This is a genomic window from Limnohabitans sp. JirII-31 (genome assembly GCF_002778315.1).
Lineage (GTDB): Bacteria > Pseudomonadota > Gammaproteobacteria > Burkholderiales > Burkholderiaceae_C > Limnohabitans.
Genome location: NZ_NESA01000001.1, coordinates 450,323 through 468,741 on the forward strand (window position 1 = coordinate 450,323; position 18,419 = coordinate 468,741).

Genomic DNA, 18,419 nt, shown 5'->3' on the forward strand with positions numbered 1-18,419 from the left:
GCCATGAGCTTGAGACCCGACGTTGACCTGGTGATCCGTGGTGCCAAAGTGGTGTCACCTGACCACATCTTCGAAGCCTCGGTGGCGATTGCCGGTGAGCACATCGTGGCTGTGGGCCACGACGACACCATGCCGCCTGCACGCCAAGAGCTGTCGGCCAAGGGCTTGTACCTGCTGCCCGGTGCCATCGACAGCCATGTGCACTTTCGCGACCCCGGCTACCCCAACAAAGAAACCTGGAAGAGCGGTTCTGCGGCGGCTGCCTGCGGCGGCGTGACCACCGTGTTTGAGATGCCCAACACCAAACCGGCCACCGGCACGGTAGAAGCGCTCAACCTCAAGCTCAAAGCCGCCGAGTCGTCGTATGTGGACTTTGGCATCCACGGCTTGCTGGGTGACGACACCCTGGACCGTTTGGACGAATTGCTCGAAGCCGGTGTCACCAGCTTCAAGGCCTTTGTGGGCAACACCTTTGGCAATTTGCCTGCACCCACCGATGGCGCATTGCTGGAGGGGTTTGAAAAACTCGCACCCTTGGGCATTCGCACGGTGGTGCATGCCGAGAACTCGTCCATCATGGCGCGCCGACAAGACCACTTGGTCAAGGCCGGGCGCATTGACGCGCTGGCCCATTTGGCCGCACGCCCGGCGGTGTGTGAAATCGAAGCCATTGGCCGCGTGTTGACGCTGGCCGAATGGACCGGCGCACGCCTGCACATTGCGCACCACAGTGCTGCTGATTCGCTGTATTTGTTGCGCGACGCCAAACGTCGCGGGGTGGATGTGACGGTGGAAACCTGCCCGCAATATTTGTTGCTCAACACCCAAGACATGCTGCGCTTGGGCGGCATCTTGCGGCTCAATCCCCCCATTCGCGAGCAGCGCCACAACCAGCCGCTGTGGGACGCCTTGATGGAAGGCGTGATCGACATGATTGCCACCGACCACGCACCCCACACGCCCGAAGAAAAAACCCGGCCCAACATTTGGGACTGCGACTGCGGTTTTCCGGGTGTGGAAACCCAAATGCCTTTGATGCTGACCGAGGTCAACCGCCAGCGTGCCAGCTTGATGGACTATGTGCGCTGGAGCTCGGTCAACCCCGCCAAGGCTTGGGGCTTGTACGGCACCAAGGGCGTCATTGCAGCGGGTGCGCATGCCGACATCGCTGTGGTCGACATGGACCGCACGGGCGTGCTCTCGCAAGGCAAGTTGCAAAGCATCAGCAAAATTTCGCCATGGAACGGACGTGCGGTGCAGGGCTATCCCTTGCACACCCTGGTGCGTGGCCGCTTTGTGATGCGCGATGGTCACTTGGTGAGCGAGGCGGCGGGTTGGGGCAAATCGGTCAAGAGCGTGCAACGCATGCCCAAGCCGCAGCCTAAAAACACCGAGCATTACACCCAAGCCATCCTCACCACGCCCGAGGGCTTGCCCACCAATGCTTTGCCAACGGGGACCTGAGATGTCGCTGATTCAACTCTCCGATGTGAGCTTGCAATACGGTGCCGGCACCGTGGCGCTGGACCACACCGACTTGCACATTCAGCCTTCCGAGTTCGTGGCTCTGGTGGGGCCCAGCGGTTGCGGCAAATCCACGATTTTGAAATTGGTCGCGGGTTTGTTGGCCCCGAGTTCTGGCGGTGTGATCGTGGGCGGGCGCGAGGTGGGTGTGCTGGGGCGCAGTGGCCAAGCGGCCAGCGGGGTGCGCATTGGCATGGCGTTTCAAAACCCCACCATGCTGCCTTGGCTGACGATTCGCGAGAACGTGTTGATCCCCTTGAAGATCGTGCAGCCGTTTCGCCAAGACTATGCCAAGAAGAAACACACCGAGTTCGCTGAGCGCGCCGATGCACTGCTGGCGCAAGTGGGCTTGAAAGGCTTTGGCGACAAGCGGCCTTGGCAGTTATCGGGGGGCATGTTGCAGCGCGCCTCGCTGTGCCGTGCGCTCATCCATGAGCCACAACTGCTCTTGCTGGACGAGCCCTTTGGTGCCCTTGATCAGTTCACCCGCGAAGAGCTGTGGTCGATCATGCAAAACCTGTGGATGACCCACCAGCCCACCGTGTTGTTGGTGACCCACGACCTGCGTGAGGCCGCCTATTTGGCCACCCGCATTTGTGTGATGACCTCGCGCCCGGGCCGCATTTTGCAAGACAGCCCGGTGCCCTTTGAGCGCCCAAGAACACTAGAAAAAAGCTACTCACCCGAGTTCGCCAGCCTGGTGCAACAACTGCGCATGTGCATTGCCCAAGCCCGCACCGAAGACGACCCATCCGCCCACCCCGCGACTTCGGCCAAGGCCTCTACCCCTGAAAGCGTGTCATGAGCCAGTTGTCTAAAAACATCCAACACAACGTGCTGTCAGCGTTTGTGCTGATTGGTTTTTTTGTGCTTTGGGAAATGGCCTGTGTGGCCTTGGGTGTTTCCGATTTGGTCTTGCCCAAACCCAGTCAAATTGCGGTGGTGCTATGGCAAAAAATGCCGCTGTTGTGGCCGCATACCGTGCAGACCCTGTACACCACCGTGGTCGGCTTTGCCATCGGCGTGTTGGTGGGCGTGCTGTTGGGCGCGGTGATTGGCTCGTCCAAGCTGGCGTATGACGTGGCCTATCCGCTGTTGGTGGGGTTTTCCAGCATCCCGAAGGTGGCGGTGGTGCCGATTTTTGTGGTCTGGTTTGGCTCGGGCACGGTGCCCGCCATCTTGACCTCGGCGGTGATCTGCATCTTTCCTGTGGTGGTGAACGTGGCCACGGGTCTGGCCACCACCGAGCCCGAGCTGGAAGACGTGTTTCGGGTGCTCGGTGCGTCCAAGCTCGACATCTTGTGGAACGTGGGTTTGCCACGCGCGCTGCCGTATTTGTTTGCCTCACTCAAGATCGCCATCACCTTGGCGTTTGTCGGCACCGTCTTGTCTGAGACCGTGGCGGCCAACAAAGGCATTGGCAACGTGATGATCATTGCCAGTGGCAACTTTGATGTGCCGATGGTGTTTGCGGGCTTGTTCATCCTGGCGGTGTTGGGCATCGCCTTGTACGCCGTGTCGGCATTTTTTGAACTGCGCATGACCGGTTGGACCCAGCGCAAAAATGATTTTTCTTTGAGTTGAAAGCGTCTATGCCGCACCAAGCCTTGCGCAGTATTGCCGTGTTTTGTGGTTCCAATTTTGGGTTTTCTGATGCCTACCGCGAAGCCGCGGTGAGTCTGGGCCAAGAGATCGCCCAACGTGGCTTGATCTTGGTTTACGGCGGCACCAACAAAGGCTTGATGGGGGTATTGGCCGACACCGTGCTGGAATGTGGGGGCTCGGTCTCGGGTGTGATCAACCGGCGTTTGTTTGAACGTGGCCATTTGCACCCGCACCTGACTCACCACGACGTGGTGGACAACATGCGCGAGCGCAAAGCGCGCATGGCCAGTTTGGCCGACGCCTTCGTGGCTTTGCCCGGCGGTTTGGGCACTTTGGAAGAGTTGTTTGAAGCGGCGACCTTGACCCAATTGGGCGATCACCACAAAGCTTGTGGCGCACTGAATGTCCGTGGTTTTTTTGACCCAATGATGGCCATGCTCAACCTGGCGGTGCAAGAAGGTTTCATGAAGGCCGAGCACCGCGATATGTTGGTGTTAGACGCTCAGCCAGGTGAGTTGCTGGATCGACTGACCACTTGGAAAGCACCCAACGTGACCAAATGGATTGACCAACCGCAGGCCTGAACAGGTCTTGCGATCACACACACCAAGGCCTTATCCATGATTGAAAAAATTCGCATCACTGCCGCTGGCTTTACTTTTGTGGCGCACACCCATCCCGATGCGCCGCAGACCGTGGCGGCTTTTAAAAAATTGCTGCCCTACAAACAGCAACTCATCCATGTGCGTTGGAGTGGTGAGGGCGTGTGGGTGCCGCTGGGCGACTGGTCGCCCGGTCTCGCTTATGAGAACCACACCAGCCACCCCTCAGTGGGCGACATCTTGTTTTATCCCGGGGGCTACAGCGAGACCGAAATCATCTTGGCTTATGGGGGATGCAGCTTTTCCAGCAAGATGGGGCAACTGGCGGGCAACCACTTTTTGACAGTGGTGGAAGGGCGCGAGCACTTGGCGGCCATGGGCAAAAAAATTCTCTGGCAGGGTGCACAAGACGTGTTGTTTGAAGTCATAGATTGAGTCACTGAGCCATGCTGTTGATGGAATGAACGTGGCGACTTGTGAGCAACGGATGGATTCTTCCGGATGAATGACTAGTCTAATAAACTGGTCTACAATCTTGTTTCATCCGAACCCACTGAATATCAGCCATTCACTATGCCCATTCAATCTGTTGGCTCTTACGAAGCAAAAACCCACCTCCCTCGATTGCTCCGCGAGGTGCAAGCTGGCAAGGTGTTTGAGATTTCTGTTCGCGGTCAGGTGGTCGCTCGTCTCGCGCCCGCCACCTTTGACGGTCAATCTCAAGCTGCCGTGGCCAAGATGCGTGAGTTCATGCAGGCGCAACAGGCCAGTGGTGCGGGTGCCGGACTGGACTTGCGAGAGCTGATTGATGAGGGCCGCGCATGAGTTTGGTGTTAGACAACTCCGTGGCCATGCTATGGCTGTTGCCCCAATCAAATCCGGCTGGCCTTGGCCTGGCAGAGCAAGTCTTGGTGATGTTGCAAAGAGGTGGTGCCAGTGTTCCGTCTCTGTGGCCGCTAGAAGCCGCAAACGTGATCGCGAAGAGCCAGCGACTTGGAAAAATTACCCAAGCGCAAGCATCGGCTTTCGTTTCTTTATTGGATGAATTGAGCATCAGCATCGACGGGAGCACAGCGCAAAGTGCGCTGCACGCGACGCTTGATTTGGCGCGGCAGTTTCGTCTGACAGCTTATGACGCTGCTTATCTGGAGTTGGCTTTGCGCAAAAACCTGCCTTTGGCCACGTTGGATGAGCAACTGCAATCAGCAGCCCGTCAAGCAGGGGTCACATTGATTGCTTGACCCTCAAAGCTTCACGCCCGCCCCTTTGACCGCCGGTGCCAAGGTTTCCACCTGATCCCGCACATAGACGGTGAAGCTGGCGGTTGAGCTTGGGGTGAGGGTGATGCCCAGGTCGAGCATGCGTTTTTTGATGTCTGCTTGCGTCATGATTTCGTTGCAGGCGTCGTGGATGCGTGCCACCACATCGGTGGGCATTTTGGCGGGGCCAGACACGCCAAAGAAGTTGTCCAGCACGAGCTTGCGGTAGTTGCCCAGCTCGGTGATGCTGGGCACATCGGGCACCAGTGGCGAGCGCTTGGCCGAGGTCACGGCCAGAGGCACCAACTGCCCGGTTTTGAAGTACGGCACGTAAGCGGTCAACACATCCATGCCCACGGGGATGACGCCCGAAATCAAGTCAGTGGTCATGGGTGCACCACCACGGTAAGGCACGTGCACCATGTTGAGGCCCAACTCTTTCTTCATCAACTCGCCGTAGATGTGGCCAATGGATGCGGGGCCGCCAGAACCAAAATCGAGTCGGCCTTCTTTGCGAGCGAAAGCTTGCAAGTCATTCATGCTGCGAATGCCCGATGCCGGGTTGGCCATCACCACGCAAGGCGCCGCACCAATCGAGGCGATGTGGGTGAAAGCTTCCACCGGGTCATAGGGTTGTTTTTCCAACGCGAATGGCCCAATGGAAATGGGTGTGGAGTTGGAGAGCATCAGCACATAGCCATCAGCGGGAGACTGCGCCACATAGCTGCCACCCACGCTGCCTCCGGCGCCAGGGCGGTTGTCCACCACCACGGGCTGACCTAACTTGATGCTCAGTTGTTCAGCCATCACGCGCGCCACGATGTCGCTGGCACCTCCCGGTGGAAAGGTCACCACCAACTTGATGGGTTTGTCGGGCCAGGCCGCATGTGCCGGCAGGGCCAAAACGGCCACGCTGGCAGTCAGTGCATGCAAGGCGTTGCGGCGTGTGATGCCAGCAGATGAACGGTGCGTGGACATAGGAACCTTTCAACGTGCACAGCACGTGGTTTTTGACAAGACACAACGGGGACTTCAACAGGGGTTTACATAGCAAAGAGTGTGCCGTAAAGCACCAACTTCTGGGTTAATCTTGATCATGCAAAGGAAACGTCACGATGAAGATCAGAATTTTGGGCGCAGGGCCTGCCGGTTTGTATTTCGCTGCCCTGATGAAGCAACTCGACCCGACGCACGACATTGAAATTTTTGAACGCAACCCGCGTGACGCCACCTGGGGTTTTGGCGTGGTGTTCTCAGACCGCGCACTGGATTTTTTACGCGCCGACGACGATGCGCTGTACCAATACCTCACGCCGCACCTGGAGAACTGGCCTGACATCACGGTGGTGCACAACGACACCACCATTCCGATTGCAGGCAACGGCTTTGCTTCGATTGGTCGCCTGGAGTTGTTGACATTGTTGTTTGACTACGTGGAGAAGCTGGGTGTCACCATCCATTTCGACACCGACATCACCAGCCTGGCGCAACTCGGCGAGGCCGATTTGGTGGTGGGGGCCAACGGCGCATTCTCTTGGTTGCGCACGGAAAACGAAGACAAGTTTGAAACCACCACCGATTGGCGGCCCAATAAATTCATTTGGTACGGCACGACCCAGCCCTTCAACAGCCTGACCCTGACGTTTCGCGAAACCGAGCACGGCGTGTTCTGTGCGCACCATTACCGCTACCGTCCTGACATGAGCACCTTCTTGGTGGAAGTCACGCACGACACCTGGGAGCGTGCGGGCTTTGCCGACATGAGCCCTGAAGACACCATCAAGCTGTGTGAGCAGGTGTTTGCCAAAGACTTGAAGCAGCACCCCATCATCAGCAACCACTCGCATTGGCGTAACTTTCCGGCTATCTGGAATGAACACTGGAGTTTTGACAACGTGGTCTTGATCGGCGACGCGCTGCGCACGGCGCATTTCTCGATTGGCTCGGGCACCCGTTTGGCGATGGAAGACGCGGTGTCTTTGTACAAAGCCTTCAAAGAGCTGGGCACCGATGTGCCCGCCGCCTTGGCGCGTTTTCAGGAAACACGTTTGCCCCCGATGAAAAAGATTTGGGACGCCGCCAACGTGAGCATCCGCTGGTACGAAGAGATGGACCAGTTGGTGCCTGCGCTCACCCCGGTGGAGTTTGCCTACAGTTACATGACGCGCACCGGCCGCGTCAGCCACGCCGAGATGATGCGGCGCGACCCTGCATTGGCCAGGGCCTACGAAGCCTTGCATCCCGAGGTGGCCTCATAAAGCACACAGCCACATCACACACAGACAGCACACAACAAAGAGGCAACGCATGGATGGATTCATTGGATGGCCGCAGGAACTTTCCCAGCGCTACAAACAACAAGGTGTGTGGGAAGGGCTGACCATTTCAGAAATGGTTGAGCGAAGCGCCCGCCAGCGGCCAGACCAAGTGGCCGTGACCCAGGCGGGACAAACGCTCACCTATGCCCAGTTGATAGACTGCTCCAAGCGTTTGGCGGTGGGCTTGCACCGTGCCGGCTTGCAAGCACAAGACCGTGTGGTCATGCAGTTGCCCAACTCGATGGAGTTCGTGGTGACCTACTTGGCCTTGAATTGGATCGGTGCCATTCCTGTGATGGCCTTGCGCGCCCACCGACATGCCGAGGTGCGCCACTTCATCCGCGCCTCCGGTGCCGTGGCCTACATCGTGCCTGCCGTGGTGGGGAACTTTGACTTTCGAACCATGGCGCAAGACGTAGCGCCAGAGTTTGGTGGCTTGAAGCATGTGTGGGTAGCAGGCGAGCCCTTGCCTGGGCAAGCTGCCTTGATGTCGCACTTGGCGCAAGACCTGTCGGCTGCCGAGGTGGACCAGGTGTTGCAAGGTGTGCGGCCCGATCCAGACCAAGTGGCCACCATGTTGTTGTCGGGTGGCACGACGTCGATGTCCAAACTGATTCCGCGCACCCACAACGACTATGTGCTCAACGCCAAGTTGTGCGGCGCGGCCACAGCCTTCAACCCAGACACACGTTTCATGGCCATCTTGCCTTTGGCGCACAACTACAACCTGGCGTCGCCGGGCATCCTGGCCACGTTTTATTACGGCGGCACGGTGGTGTTGTCGGAGGGCACCAGCAGTGAAGAAATTTTCCAACTCATCCAAGACTGGCGCGTCACCGTGGTGGCGGCGGTGGTGCCCTTGATCACCAATTGGTTGAATTCGGACCTGCACCAACAGTACGACCTGTCTTCTTTGCGCGTGGTGCAAAACGGCGGTGCGCGTTTGCCCACTGAGTTGCGCATTCGCTTGCGCGAGCGTTTGCACTGCATCCCACAAGAAATTTATGGCACCGCCGAGGGGCTGATCAACATGACGCGCTTGGACGACAGCGAGGACATGTTGCTCAACAGCTCGGGTGCGCCGGTGTCGGTGCTGGACGAGATCCGGGTGGTCGATGACGACGGCCACGACGTGGCCGATGGGGTGCCCGGCGAGCTGGTCACGCGCGGCCCCTACACCATTCGCGGCTACTACAGGGCCCCTGAGAAAAATGCCGAAGCCTTCATGGAGGGTGGCTGGTACCGCATGGGTGACATCGTGCGTCGCGAGGGGCGCTATGTGTTCACCGAAGGGCGACGCAAAGACCTCATCAACCGAGGCGGCGAGAAGATCAGCTGCGACGAAGTGGAGAACCTCATTCTGACCCACCCCAAAGTCAAATCAGTCGCCTTGGTGGCCATGCCCGACCCCGTGTTCGGCGAAAAAGCCTGCGCCTGTGTCGTGACCAAGACTGGGCAAAACCTGAGCTTTGAAGAACTGATCGCGCATTTGAAGACGCTGCAAATCGCCTCGTTCAAACTGCCCGAGCGCTTGGTGGTGATGGAGGCTTTTCCGGTCAGCCCGGTCGGGAAAATTCTCAAACGTGAGCTGCGCGATCAGGTGGCGGCGCTCTGAAAAAAAAGCCACGGTGTTGACGCCGTGGCTTGTTTGTCAGCGTGATGTGCTCACGCCATGCTGTGCGTCAACTCGCCAATCTCTTCAATCCACAGCTTCACCACGTCCCCCGGTTTGAGAAACAGCTGACGGCCCATGCCCACGCCTGCGGGGGTACCGGTGAGGATCAGATCGCCGGGGTAGAGCGTCACGCGTTCGGACAGTGCCGCAATTTGCTCTGCCGTGTCAAAGATGAGTTTGCTGGTGTTGGAGTCTTGCATCAGCACGTCGTTGACCCACAGCTTGAGGCTCAGGTTGTGTGGGTTTTTGATTTGCTCGCTGGGCACGATCCACGGTCCCACGGGGCAGGCGCCGTCAAAACATTTCTGCCCAATCCAATCGATGTGAAAGGGCGCAGATTGGGGAATCTTGGCCCGCTTCATCATGTCGCGCGCCGACAAGTCGTCGGCAATCGTGTAGCCGGCCACATACGAGAGGGCTTTTTCCACCGACACATTTTTGGCCACTTTGCCGATCACGGCGACCAGTTCAATTTCCCAGTCCATGGCTTTGGAGTAGGGCGGAATTTTGACCTTGGCACCCGGCCCCACGATCGAGGCCCGTGTGCTCTTCATGAAGTGCCAGGGTTTTTCGCCCAGCTCTTTCATGTTGGGGCCAGGGGGCTGGTTCATCACCCGTGCCATCTCTTGCATGTGGTCGGTGTAGTTGGCGCCTGCGCAATACATGTCGCCAGGGTAGAGCACGGGCGAGAGCAGCTTGGTTTTTTTCAGTGGTGTGCCTTGGATGCGGCTTTTTCCCGTACTGATCTTGCGTTCGAACTCTGCCAAGGCTTTCTTGGCTTGCGCCCAATGGGCCAACACACCCATGACGGTGGCGTAGGCCGCCGTGGCGGTGACTTTTTGAACGTCGTAGACGGTGTCGCCCACCAGCACGCCAGCGCGGGCTTGTTTGTTGATTTGGTAGCTGAGGAGTTTGTAGGTAGACATAAATCGCGATGAAAAGAAAAGTGGGTCAGTCGTGTGAGTCGGCGCTGTCGGTGGCGATCACGTCGTCACCAAACTTGTCGCCGCCATGGAAGAAGTGGTTGATGGTGCGTTCTTCGTGTTGAATTTCCCACCAGTTGCAGTCCAGGTCTTGCATGTAAAAGCCGTAGGCTCCGTGGCGTTCGCGCACACTTTGAATTTTGCGAATGCCATAGGTTTCTTGAGACGCCACCGCCGCAGCGTGGGCCGCATCCACCTCTTCACGTGTGGCCACGTTCAGGCCCCAGTGTGTGAGCACGTGTTGGTTGGGCACGTTCTCGCCAATGCACACGCACACGATGTACATGCCCGAGTTCAGGCGCACCATCATGGCGGGCTTGGCGTGGCGCACCACCTCAACGCCTAAAAACTCTTCGTAGAACTTGCGGGTGTTGGCCAAGTTGCGGCACAGCAAGGTGCCATGCGACAGCAGCAAAGGGTGAACGACGGCCATGGCGTCAGGGGGCCATCAGCTTGGTGCCGGGCGCAGCGTATTCACGCGGCCACACCACTTGCCATTTGCCGTTTTGCACTTGCTTGACCCGGTACAAGTCGGTGCCCTTCATGAAGTTGTTGGTGCCGTCCCAACGCACTTTGCCAATCACGGTGTCGACTTGGTTTTTCTTGAGCCAAGCAGCCAATGTTTTGTCGTCCAGGCTCTTGGTGGCATTGACGGCGGCGTCCAGCGCTTGCCAAGTGGCGTAGGCCACGGCGGCAATCAGCTCGACCGAGCTGTCGGGCAGGTTGGCTTTGGCGGCACGTTCGTTGAACTGTTTGACAAACTCAGCCGCCACCGGGTTGCTGGTGAAGGGGGCGTGTTCTTCAAACACGGTCAGGGCCAACACACCTTTGCCATCCGGCGACTTGAGCATGGGGCCTGAGGCCGGGAAAGCAATGAAGAACTGGGGCGGCACGTAGTCGATCTTCTTCATGGCGTCGAGCAGCAAGTTGCCGTCCAGGCCCACACCGCCGACCCACACCATGTCGGGCTTGGCTTCTTTCACACGGGCCGCAATCGCACCAAAGTCGCGGTTGCCAAACTCCCACTCCAGGTAGGTGGCTTCGGTCATGCCGCGTTTTTTCAGCACCTCGCGTGCTCCTTGCGTCACGAAGTGCACCGAGGGAAATTTGCTGGTCAACATGGCCACAGTCTTGGGTGGCTTGTTGCCCGAGCCCACGGCGTCGAATACCAAGTTGGGCCAAACGCTTTCAATCTCATACGACTGGCCTCCCACCGAAAACAACATGTCGTACTTGGCCAAAGCAGGCAAACCAAAGGTGTTGTGCAACAAGAGCTTGTTGTAGCGCTGGGCCACGCCCATGGCCGACAAGATGGAGCCGGTGGCGTAAGGGCCCACGATCAGGTCGACTTTTTCCGTGGTGATGAGTTGTTCGTACAGGGTGCGCGTGACATCGGGTTTGGACTGGTCGTCTTTGAGCACCCATTCCACCGGGCGACCGAGCCAGCCACCGCGTTTGTTGAGTTGCTCGATGTAGATGTCACCGGCGATTTTTTGCATCACTGCGGTGGCGCTCAACGGACCGGTCAAGGCCAGTGTGCTGCCCACGCGAATGGGCGCGGTGTTGGGGGCTTGCGCGTGTGCGCCAGCGGCTATCAATGTCGCAGCTCCGAGCAAAAAAGCCCTGAGCCATTGTTGAATGCGAATTGCCATGTGCTTGTCTCCTAAAAAGGTGAGGGGGCTGCTGCGCTTATGTTTTGAGTTCTTGCAGGTTGGCGGCGTCGCCTTCTTCGTCCATGGTGAAGCGGTCGCCAAAGTCAAAGAAGTCGTCGTGTTGAAAGCCGTTGGCGTAGTGCTGAATCTCCCACCAGTTGTGGTCGAGGTCTTCCAGATAGAAGGAGTACACGCCATGCATTTCTTGCTGTGGCAGCACTTGGCGAATGCCGTATTTCTCTTTGTGCTCGATGGCCTTGGCATGGGCTTGGTCCACTTCTTCCCGGGTGAGCACATCCACGCCCCAGTGGTTGAGCAAGCTGCAAGGATGAATCTGGTCGCCGACTTCCACGCAGACGATGTGAAAGCGCATGCCGCCGCGAATCACCATGGCAGGCTTGCCGTGGCGCACACATTCCAGCCCCAAAAACTCTTCGTAAAAACGACGTGATGCTTTGAGGCTGTAACACTCCAGCGTGCCGTGGCTCATGCAATAGGGCTTGATCACAGAGTTGTGCTGGGGCATGCCAACAGTACAGTTTTCGGGCAGCATGGGAGGTCTCCTTGTGGTGAATTAAGACGCCGCTTTGGCGCCATCGGCTTGGCTTAAAAATGAGTCGGCAAAGAAGGCGTCTTCGGACAAGTGCGCCAACGCCACAAAGTCACGCCTGGCAGACTCCACCATGATGGGTGCACCGCAGGCATAGACCTGGTGTTGACTCAAGTCGGCAAAGTCTTGCAGCACCGCTTGGTGCACCAAACCCGTTCGGCCTTGCCACTGGTCATCGGGTGTGGCATCACTCAACACCGGAATGAATTCGATGTGGGCGTGCTCTTGGGCCCACGCTTGCGCTTGTTCCAGCGCATACAAATCGGCCTTGCGGCGTCCGCCCCAATACAGGTGAATGGGCCGAGTCAGGCCAAGGCCGAGGCTGTAGAGCAGCAGCGATTGAATGGGCGCAAAGCCCGTGCCCGAGGCCAACAAAATCATCGGGGCCGCGCTGTCTTCGCGCAGGTAAAACGAGCCCAAGGGCATTTCAATCTTCCAGATCTCGCGCGGCTTGAGGGGGCCAAACACATGGTCGGTGAAGACCCCGCCTGGCATGTGTCGCAGATGCAGTTCCAACTGACGCACGCCTTCGGCTTTGGGTGGGTTGGCGATGGAGTAACTGCGACGCAGACCGTCTGGGCGCAGCACGTCGATGAATTGGCCGGCGCGAAACTGCATGGGTTCGTTGGCCGGCAGTCCCAAGGTGATGATGCGCACATCGTCGGCCACTTGCTTGACGTCGAGCACCCGCGCGGGTAGTTGTTGGGGTTTGAGGTGACGGTCGGGGTCAATTTCTTCGACCTCCACCACCACATCACTCAAGGGTTTGGCGCAGCACAGCAAGGCGAAGCCCTGTTCGCGTTCGGCGTCAGAGAGGTATTTGACGTGGGCGCCGCCAAAGTCCACCTGGCCTGAGGTGACCTTGCCTTTGCAGGTGCGGCACATGCCTGAGCGACAACTGAAGGGCATGCGCAAGCCGGCGGCTAGGCCTGCTTTGAGAATTTCTTGTTCTGAATCGCAATCAAACCGACTACCGCTAGGCTGCAAGGTGACAGAGAAAACCATGGAGGAACAACCACTTTTCAAGAGATCAATAACGCTTGTAAGTGTTGTTCACAAAGTGGGCGAGTCGAGCCTAGGACATACCCGTGACCTTCAAGTCGCAGGCGCGACTACGACGACTCTTGCAACACTTGCCTCAAAAAGCGTGTGGGCAAGGTGGGCCCCAGACCTTGGTAGCCCGGCATCACCAAGTTGTTTTGGTTGACCAGCGCGTGTGCACGCAAATTGGCGTACAGCGCGTCGTAGAGGGGAAAGCTGGCTTGCAAAATCGCCTCATCGGTTGTGTGCACCAGCATCATGCCTTCTGAGATGGCCAGCAGCCCGGCGGCAATTTGTCCCCAACGGTCATCGGGCGTCACTTGGGCGTGGTGCAGCACCTGTGCCACGCCCGAATGGATGACGCGTGCGATGTTGTGCAACGAGGGGTCATCAAGCCCGTACTTGCGCAGGATCTTCTCGAAGGTCGTGCCTTGTTCGTCATGCGAGCTCAACGCCACTCCCGGCAGCCCAAAGGGAATGGCGTCGCTGGGTCGCGTGTCTTCTTGCCCCCACGGCACAAACACGAAGTGCGCTTGGGGGTCGACAAAGCGTTGAATCAACCAGGGCGACGCCACGCGGTCGAGGTGGACGAAATCACGGGTGACCCATTTCATAACTGTCCTTGATGCTGAAACTCTAGGACCGCCATTCTGGCGGCACTTGTGGGCTTGCGCGTGGATGCCCGCCTAGGACATACCCGAGAGGTGCACGTCCACCTCGCCATGCGCTGGGTGCGTCAACACGCGGCTCAACCCAGGCAAGCCATCAAGCCTTCTTCGATGGCAGGCCACGAGGGCCGTTGGCGCATGTCGTGTTGAAGGCAACTGTCGACCAGCTGTTGCAGCGCTGTGGCCCGCTGGGGTTGTGCCGCCAGTGCGTCACAACGCGCCACCAACTCTTGCAGCAAACACCCGAACGCACGCACCTCGATGCGCATCAAGGCGTGTGCGCGGTCTGTGTCCTGCGGGTCAAACAGCGAGGCCGCGCCAAAGTCGCCCAGCAAGACCTCACCTTGGCCGTTGTGCAACAGGTTGTGGGCGTACAAGTCGCCATGCAAGATGCCACGCGCGTGCAAGTGTTGGGCGGCACGTGTGACCCCGAGCGCCAGTTGCAACATGGCAGCCACCGAGAAACGTGTGTCACGCGCATACACATCGCGGGTGCAGGAGTCCAAGCTGGGTGGCCCCGCCAGGGTGATGAACGACGGGTCGATCAGCGGCATCACCAAGCCTTGGGTGTGCTCGGGGTGACCTTCAATTTGGCCCATGGCCGCAATCAGGTGCGGGTGCGCGCCGGCATGCAAACAGGCCGCCATTTCGCAGGCGGGCAAACCGTCGCTGGTGAGGGGGCCTTTGAAGAGTTTGACCGCCACCGCTTGCGTGTGTGTGTCTGTGTGCCAACCGGCTTGGTGGATCACCCCCGAGGCGCCTTCACCCAAAACGTGGCTCAGTTGCAACGATGCCCAAGGCACGCTGCGCAAGCTGTGTGTTGGCTGAGCCGCAGCTTCGTGTGCAGCGCTCAAGGGGTTGCCGCCATAGGCCAGCCAGCTCAAAGCGGGCAGCGCCAGCAGCCACGCCGGCAAGGACGTGAGTTGGTTGGCCGACATGCGCAACAACTCCAGTCGGGTGCAGGCTTGCAGTGCAGGCAGGGCACGCAAGCGGTTGCCTGCCAGCATGAGCTTTTGCAGCTGTGTGCATTGGCCCAAAGCGTCGGGCAGTGTCTCGATCTGGTTGTCGGTCAAGATCAACCAGCGCAGCAGTGGGGGCAGCGACTCAGCGGGCACGTGTTGGATTTGGTTGGCCTTGAAGCCCACCATGGTCAACGCCGTGCAACGGCCCAGCACGCGGGGCAACTCGGTGAAGCGGTTGTCCGAGCAAAAAATCACCCGCAGCCGGTGCAAGCGTGGCAAGTCGTCTGGCAAGCGGCTGAGCTGATTACCCGACAAGTCCAGAATTTCCAGCGAGTCGGCCAGTGCGTAAATCTCTTGGGGGAACTCGCGCAGATCGGCGCGCAATTGCAAGCGCGTGATGCCCGCCAATTCCCCTGCGCGAAGCTGCGCCAGCGTGTGCATGGTCAGAGTGGCAAGGTGGTGATGGCCAAGCCAATCAAGGCACTCACGCCAATGACTTGCATCACGCTGCGCTTGTACTTGAACAAGGCCAGGGCAGCGCCCACGGCCAGCACTGCAGAGCGCCAGTCAAAGTGTGCGTTCAGTGCCTCTTGCCAAGAGTGACCCAGGCCTTCAGGCCACAGCAGGTGGTAGCCAAAGAAGAGCGCGAGATTCAAGATGACGCCTACCACCGCCGCCGTGATGGCGGTGAGCGGGGCGGTGAACTTCAAGTCGTTGTGGGTGCTCTCCACCAAAGGGCCACCCGCCAAAATAAAGATGAACGACGGCAAAAAGGTGAACCACGTCACCAAACACGCCGCCAGTGCACCGGCCATGAACAAGCTCTCAGGCCCCAACAGCGCTTTGGCGTAGCCGCCCACAAAGGCTACAAACGCCACCACCATGATCAGTGGGCCCGGTGTGGTTTCACCCAAGGCCAACCCATCCATCATTTGTGTGGGCGTGACCCAGCCATAGTCACCCACCGCGCCTTGGTAGACATAAGGCAGCACGGCATAGGCACCGCCAAACGTCAGCAGTGCAGCCTTGGTGAAAAACCAGCCCATCTGCGTGAAGCCATGGCTCCAGCCGAACACCGCACACAGCACGCCCATGGGCAGTGCCCACAACAGCGCACCGGCCAGCAGCACCTGAGCCAGTCCCTGCCAGCTAAAGCGTGCGTGGTCTGGCGTGGGCGTGTGGTCGTCGATCAGCGCGGGACCATACGAGGCTTTGGCTGCGCCGTGTCCACCGCCCACCTGAAAGTGCGCTGGCGACACACGGCCCCCGATGTAGCCCAGGCAGGCCGCCACGCCCACGATGAGCGGGAAGGGCACATCCAGGGCAAAGATGGCCACAAAAGAGGCGGCTGCAATGGCCCACAACCACGCGTTTTTCAAGGCCCGCGAGCCGATGCGGTGTGCCGCTTGCACCACGATGGCGGTGACGGCGGGCTTGATGCCGTAAAACAACCCAGCCACCAGCGGCAAGTCGCCATACGCCATGTAAATCCAAGACAGTGCGACCAACAGCACCAGCGACGGCAACACAAACAATGCACCGGCCACCACACCGCCCCAACGCTTGTGCATCAGCCAGCCGATGTAGGTCACCAGCTGTTGCGCCTCGGGTCCGGGCAACACCATGCAGTAGTTCAGGGCGTGCAAGAAACGGCGCTCCGAGATCCAGCGGCGCTGCTCCACCAGCTCTTGGTGCATGATGGAAATTTGCCCCGCAGGTCCGCCAAAGCTGATCAGACCCAGCTTGAGCCAAAACCAGAACGCTTGCGCCAGACTCACGGGCGCGGGTGCAGTGTCAGGGGTGGGCGTCGTGTGTGTCATGAGTGGCTTGTGATGTGACGAGTGAGGGGTGAGGGGTGAGGGGTGATGTTAGGCCTGTGCGGCACCCCGGTGCTTGAACCGGTTGGCGTCGAGCGCTTGCGCCAGCTGCGCTTCCAGCGGCAAGGGCTCTCCATGCCAGCGTGCAGCCAACAACTCGCCGCACAACAAGGCCAGGGTCAGCCCACGCGAGCCCATGGCGGCATTGACCCACAGGCCTTCGCTGGCATGCGCCACGGGGCCCACCACGGGCAGTCGGTCGGGCACGCTGCAACGCACGCCCGCCCAGCCACGCACACCGTTGGCAAACACCGGGCCCAAGGCTTGGGCGGTGTCGGGCAGCAGGGCCTGTAGGCGTGCCAAGTTGTCGGCATGGTCGGCGGGCAAGACCACGGGCTGGTCGTTCACCCGGTCAAAGCTGGAGCCCGCAAACCAAGCAGGGCCCAGCTCGGTGGGCACGCTGTGCACAAAGCTGCCATTGCCGTTGACGGGTGTGGCTGGCCAAATGTCTGCCAGCGTGGGGGCTGGGTGTTGCGGTTGCGGTTGCGGTTGTGTTTGGTTTGTGCTTGGCGCGTGCGCTGGCGAGGGTACCTCTGCCATCAACCCCCAAGAAATTTGCCCACGCAAGGGTCGAATGGGTGGTGTGTTGGCGTGGTGTGTGGCACCCGCTGTGGCACTCACCAACAGCGGCGTGCTGCCCGGCCCACAGGCCACCACCACACGCGCCGACTGCGCCAGCACTTGGCCCTGTTGCAGCACCTGCCAGGCCGTACCTTGGGCGGTGTCCACCGCGCGCAGGGCATCGGCGTTGGCCTGACCCTGCCAGCGGATGTTGGGGTGTTGCAGCAGCGCATGCACCAAGCGGGCTGGGCGCAACCAAGCGCCCTTGGCGTGCCACAGCGCATTGGGTGGCGCTGGGGGCGATGCTGCACAGGTCCAGGCCTGTCCTGCATCCGCCAGTGCCAGTGACCAGCTCTGGGGTGCACCACCTTTGCGGGTTTTGCCGGGCAAGCGGCGTTCTTGCACACCAGTGGGGGCCCAGTCCACACCTGCTTGCAGCAGGGTGCACATGGCGTGCTGCATGGTGCGCACGCCTGCACGAGACAGGCGTGAAATCAGGCTGTCGTCAGGCGAGGTGTGCGGTGCCACCAAGCCCACCGGTAAGCCCGAAGCGCCTGCGGCAGGGGCCTCACCCGCGTCGAGCACCGTCACCTGCCAGCCACGCTCAGCCAGTGTGCGCGCTGTGCCCGCTCCGGCCATGCCAGAGCCCAGCACGGTGACCGTGCGCTCGCCCACGGGCGGCAGCGCCGTGCTGGGGGTGCAGGGGCCGGTGGGGTGACGCGCCAGCAGGTCGGCGTAGTCGGCGGGGGAGCCCACACACAGGGTCAGCAGCACCTGCCCACCAACCTGCCCATCACTCAGACGCAAGCGGTGCATACCGGGCAACAAACCCCAGCATTGCGCAACCAGTTGATCGATCAGCGCCGCATGGACGGGCTGGGCGCTGGCGACGTTTTGCAGATCTTGGGGCGTTGGGGCGGTGGCCGCGATGGCCAGCACATGCAGCAGCGTGGGGCGTTCAGGATCACCCAACCACTGTGCCCAGGCGTTCAAAAACGCAGGCAGGTCGAGCGTGGTTTGTGCGATGCACCAGATGCTGTGCCCGTGCCAGGCGTGTGCTGGCGGCTTGGGCATGGGCATCA

General features: G+C 59.7%; 19 protein-coding genes. 9 read left to right on the forward strand and 10 right to left on the reverse strand.

The annotated features are described in order from the left end of the window. Positions 1–3: 3 nt before the first annotated feature. The 7 genes from allB (at position 4) to B9Z41_RS02260 (ending at position 4,972) form a co-directional block, all read left to right on the forward strand. Complete coding sequence (gene allB / locus B9Z41_RS02230) at positions 4–1,464, forward strand: allantoinase AllB (protein WP_100144539.1); 1,461 nt, start codon at positions 4–6, stop codon at positions 1,462–1,464. Position 1,465: 1 nt separating this feature from the next. Further along, positions 1,466–2,329 carry an ABC transporter ATP-binding protein gene (locus tag B9Z41_RS02235; protein ID WP_199172913.1) on the forward strand — a complete coding sequence of 288 codons (864 nt, stop codon included), beginning with the start codon at positions 1,466–1,468 and terminating at the stop codon, positions 2,327–2,329. Further along, positions 2,326–3,108, forward strand: a complete 783-nt coding sequence (locus B9Z41_RS02240; protein ID WP_100144543.1) for an ABC transporter permease — start codon at positions 2,326–2,328, stop codon at positions 3,106–3,108. The genes B9Z41_RS02235 and B9Z41_RS02240 overlap by 4 nt, the downstream gene beginning before the upstream one ends. A gap of 8 nt (positions 3,109–3,116) precedes the next feature. Then, complete coding sequence (locus B9Z41_RS02245; RefSeq protein WP_100144545.1) at positions 3,117–3,713, forward strand: TIGR00730 family Rossman fold protein; 597 nt, start codon at positions 3,117–3,119, stop codon at positions 3,711–3,713. A gap of 36 nt (positions 3,714–3,749) precedes the next feature. Further along, complete coding sequence (locus tag B9Z41_RS02250) at positions 3,750–4,166, forward strand: DUF3830 family protein (protein ID WP_369823273.1); 417 nt, start codon at positions 3,750–3,752, stop codon at positions 4,164–4,166. Between the two features lie 138 nt (positions 4,167–4,304). Next, positions 4,305–4,556, forward strand: coding sequence for a type II toxin-antitoxin system Phd/YefM family antitoxin (locus B9Z41_RS02255; protein WP_100144547.1), 252 nt, complete (start codon positions 4,305–4,307; stop codon positions 4,554–4,556). Next, positions 4,553–4,972, forward strand: a complete 420-nt coding sequence (locus B9Z41_RS02260; protein ID WP_100144549.1) for a type II toxin-antitoxin system VapC family toxin — start codon at positions 4,553–4,555, stop codon at positions 4,970–4,972. The genes B9Z41_RS02255 and B9Z41_RS02260 overlap by 4 nt, the downstream gene beginning before the upstream one ends. Before the next feature lie 3 nt (positions 4,973–4,975). Here the strand turns inward: B9Z41_RS02260 and B9Z41_RS02265 are convergent, their stop codons facing one another. Continuing rightward, a complete protein-coding gene (locus B9Z41_RS02265) occupies positions 4,976–5,968 on the reverse strand; it encodes a tripartite tricarboxylate transporter substrate binding protein (protein WP_100144551.1) in 993 nt (330 codons plus the stop codon). 137 nt (positions 5,969–6,105) lie between these two features. Here B9Z41_RS02265 and B9Z41_RS02270 point away from each other — a divergent pair, with 137 nt between their 5' ends. Next, positions 6,106–7,248, forward strand: coding sequence for an FAD-dependent monooxygenase (locus tag B9Z41_RS02270; RefSeq protein WP_100144553.1), 1,143 nt, complete (start codon positions 6,106–6,108; stop codon positions 7,246–7,248). 49 nt (positions 7,249–7,297) lie between these two features. After that, positions 7,298–8,923 carry a (2,3-dihydroxybenzoyl)adenylate synthase gene (locus tag B9Z41_RS02275; RefSeq protein WP_100144555.1) on the forward strand — a complete coding sequence of 542 codons (1,626 nt, stop codon included), beginning with the start codon at positions 7,298–7,300 and terminating at the stop codon, positions 8,921–8,923. Between the two features lie 50 nt (positions 8,924–8,973). On the opposite strand, the gene B9Z41_RS02280 is transcribed toward B9Z41_RS02275, so the two are convergent. The 9 genes from B9Z41_RS02280 to mnmC form a co-directional block, all read right to left on the reverse strand. Next, on the reverse strand, positions 8,974–9,909 hold the full coding sequence (locus B9Z41_RS02280; protein WP_100144557.1) for a fumarylacetoacetate hydrolase family protein: 936 nt from the start codon (positions 9,907–9,909) through the stop codon (positions 8,974–8,976). 25 nt (positions 9,910–9,934) lie between these two features. Then, a complete protein-coding gene (locus B9Z41_RS02285) occupies positions 9,935–10,399 on the reverse strand; it encodes a VOC family protein (RefSeq protein ID WP_100144559.1) in 465 nt (154 codons plus the stop codon). Positions 10,400–10,403: 4 nt separating this feature from the next. Beyond that, positions 10,404–11,618, reverse strand: a complete 1,215-nt coding sequence (locus B9Z41_RS02290) for an amino acid ABC transporter substrate-binding protein (protein WP_100144561.1) — start codon at positions 11,616–11,618, stop codon at positions 10,404–10,406. A gap of 37 nt (positions 11,619–11,655) precedes the next feature. After that, positions 11,656–12,171, reverse strand: coding sequence for a VOC family protein (locus B9Z41_RS02295; RefSeq protein WP_233202468.1), 516 nt, complete (start codon positions 12,169–12,171; stop codon positions 11,656–11,658). 21 nt (positions 12,172–12,192) lie between these two features. After that, on the reverse strand, positions 12,193–13,233 hold the full coding sequence (locus B9Z41_RS02300) for a CDP-6-deoxy-delta-3,4-glucoseen reductase (RefSeq protein ID WP_100144563.1): 1,041 nt from the start codon (positions 13,231–13,233) through the stop codon (positions 12,193–12,195). A 107-nt stretch (positions 13,234–13,340) separates the two neighbouring features. After that, on the reverse strand, positions 13,341–13,883 hold the full coding sequence (locus B9Z41_RS02305; protein WP_100144565.1) for a chromate resistance protein ChrB domain-containing protein: 543 nt from the start codon (positions 13,881–13,883) through the stop codon (positions 13,341–13,343). Positions 13,884–14,017: 134 nt separating this feature from the next. Continuing rightward, positions 14,018–15,340 (reverse strand): leucine-rich repeat-containing protein kinase family protein, encoded by a 1,323-nt coding sequence (locus tag B9Z41_RS02310; protein WP_100144567.1) that lies wholly within the window; start codon positions 15,338–15,340, stop codon positions 14,018–14,020. 2 nt (positions 15,341–15,342) lie between these two features. Continuing rightward, positions 15,343–16,719 (reverse strand): chromate efflux transporter, encoded by a 1,377-nt coding sequence (chrA, locus tag B9Z41_RS02315; protein WP_100144569.1) that lies wholly within the window; start codon positions 16,717–16,719, stop codon positions 15,343–15,345. A gap of 48 nt (positions 16,720–16,767) precedes the next feature. Next, a complete protein-coding gene (mnmC, locus tag B9Z41_RS02320) occupies positions 16,768–18,411 on the reverse strand; it encodes an FAD-dependent 5-carboxymethylaminomethyl-2-thiouridine(34) oxidoreductase MnmC (protein WP_158236121.1) in 1,644 nt (547 codons plus the stop codon). Between the last annotated feature and the right edge of the window lie 8 nt (positions 18,412–18,419).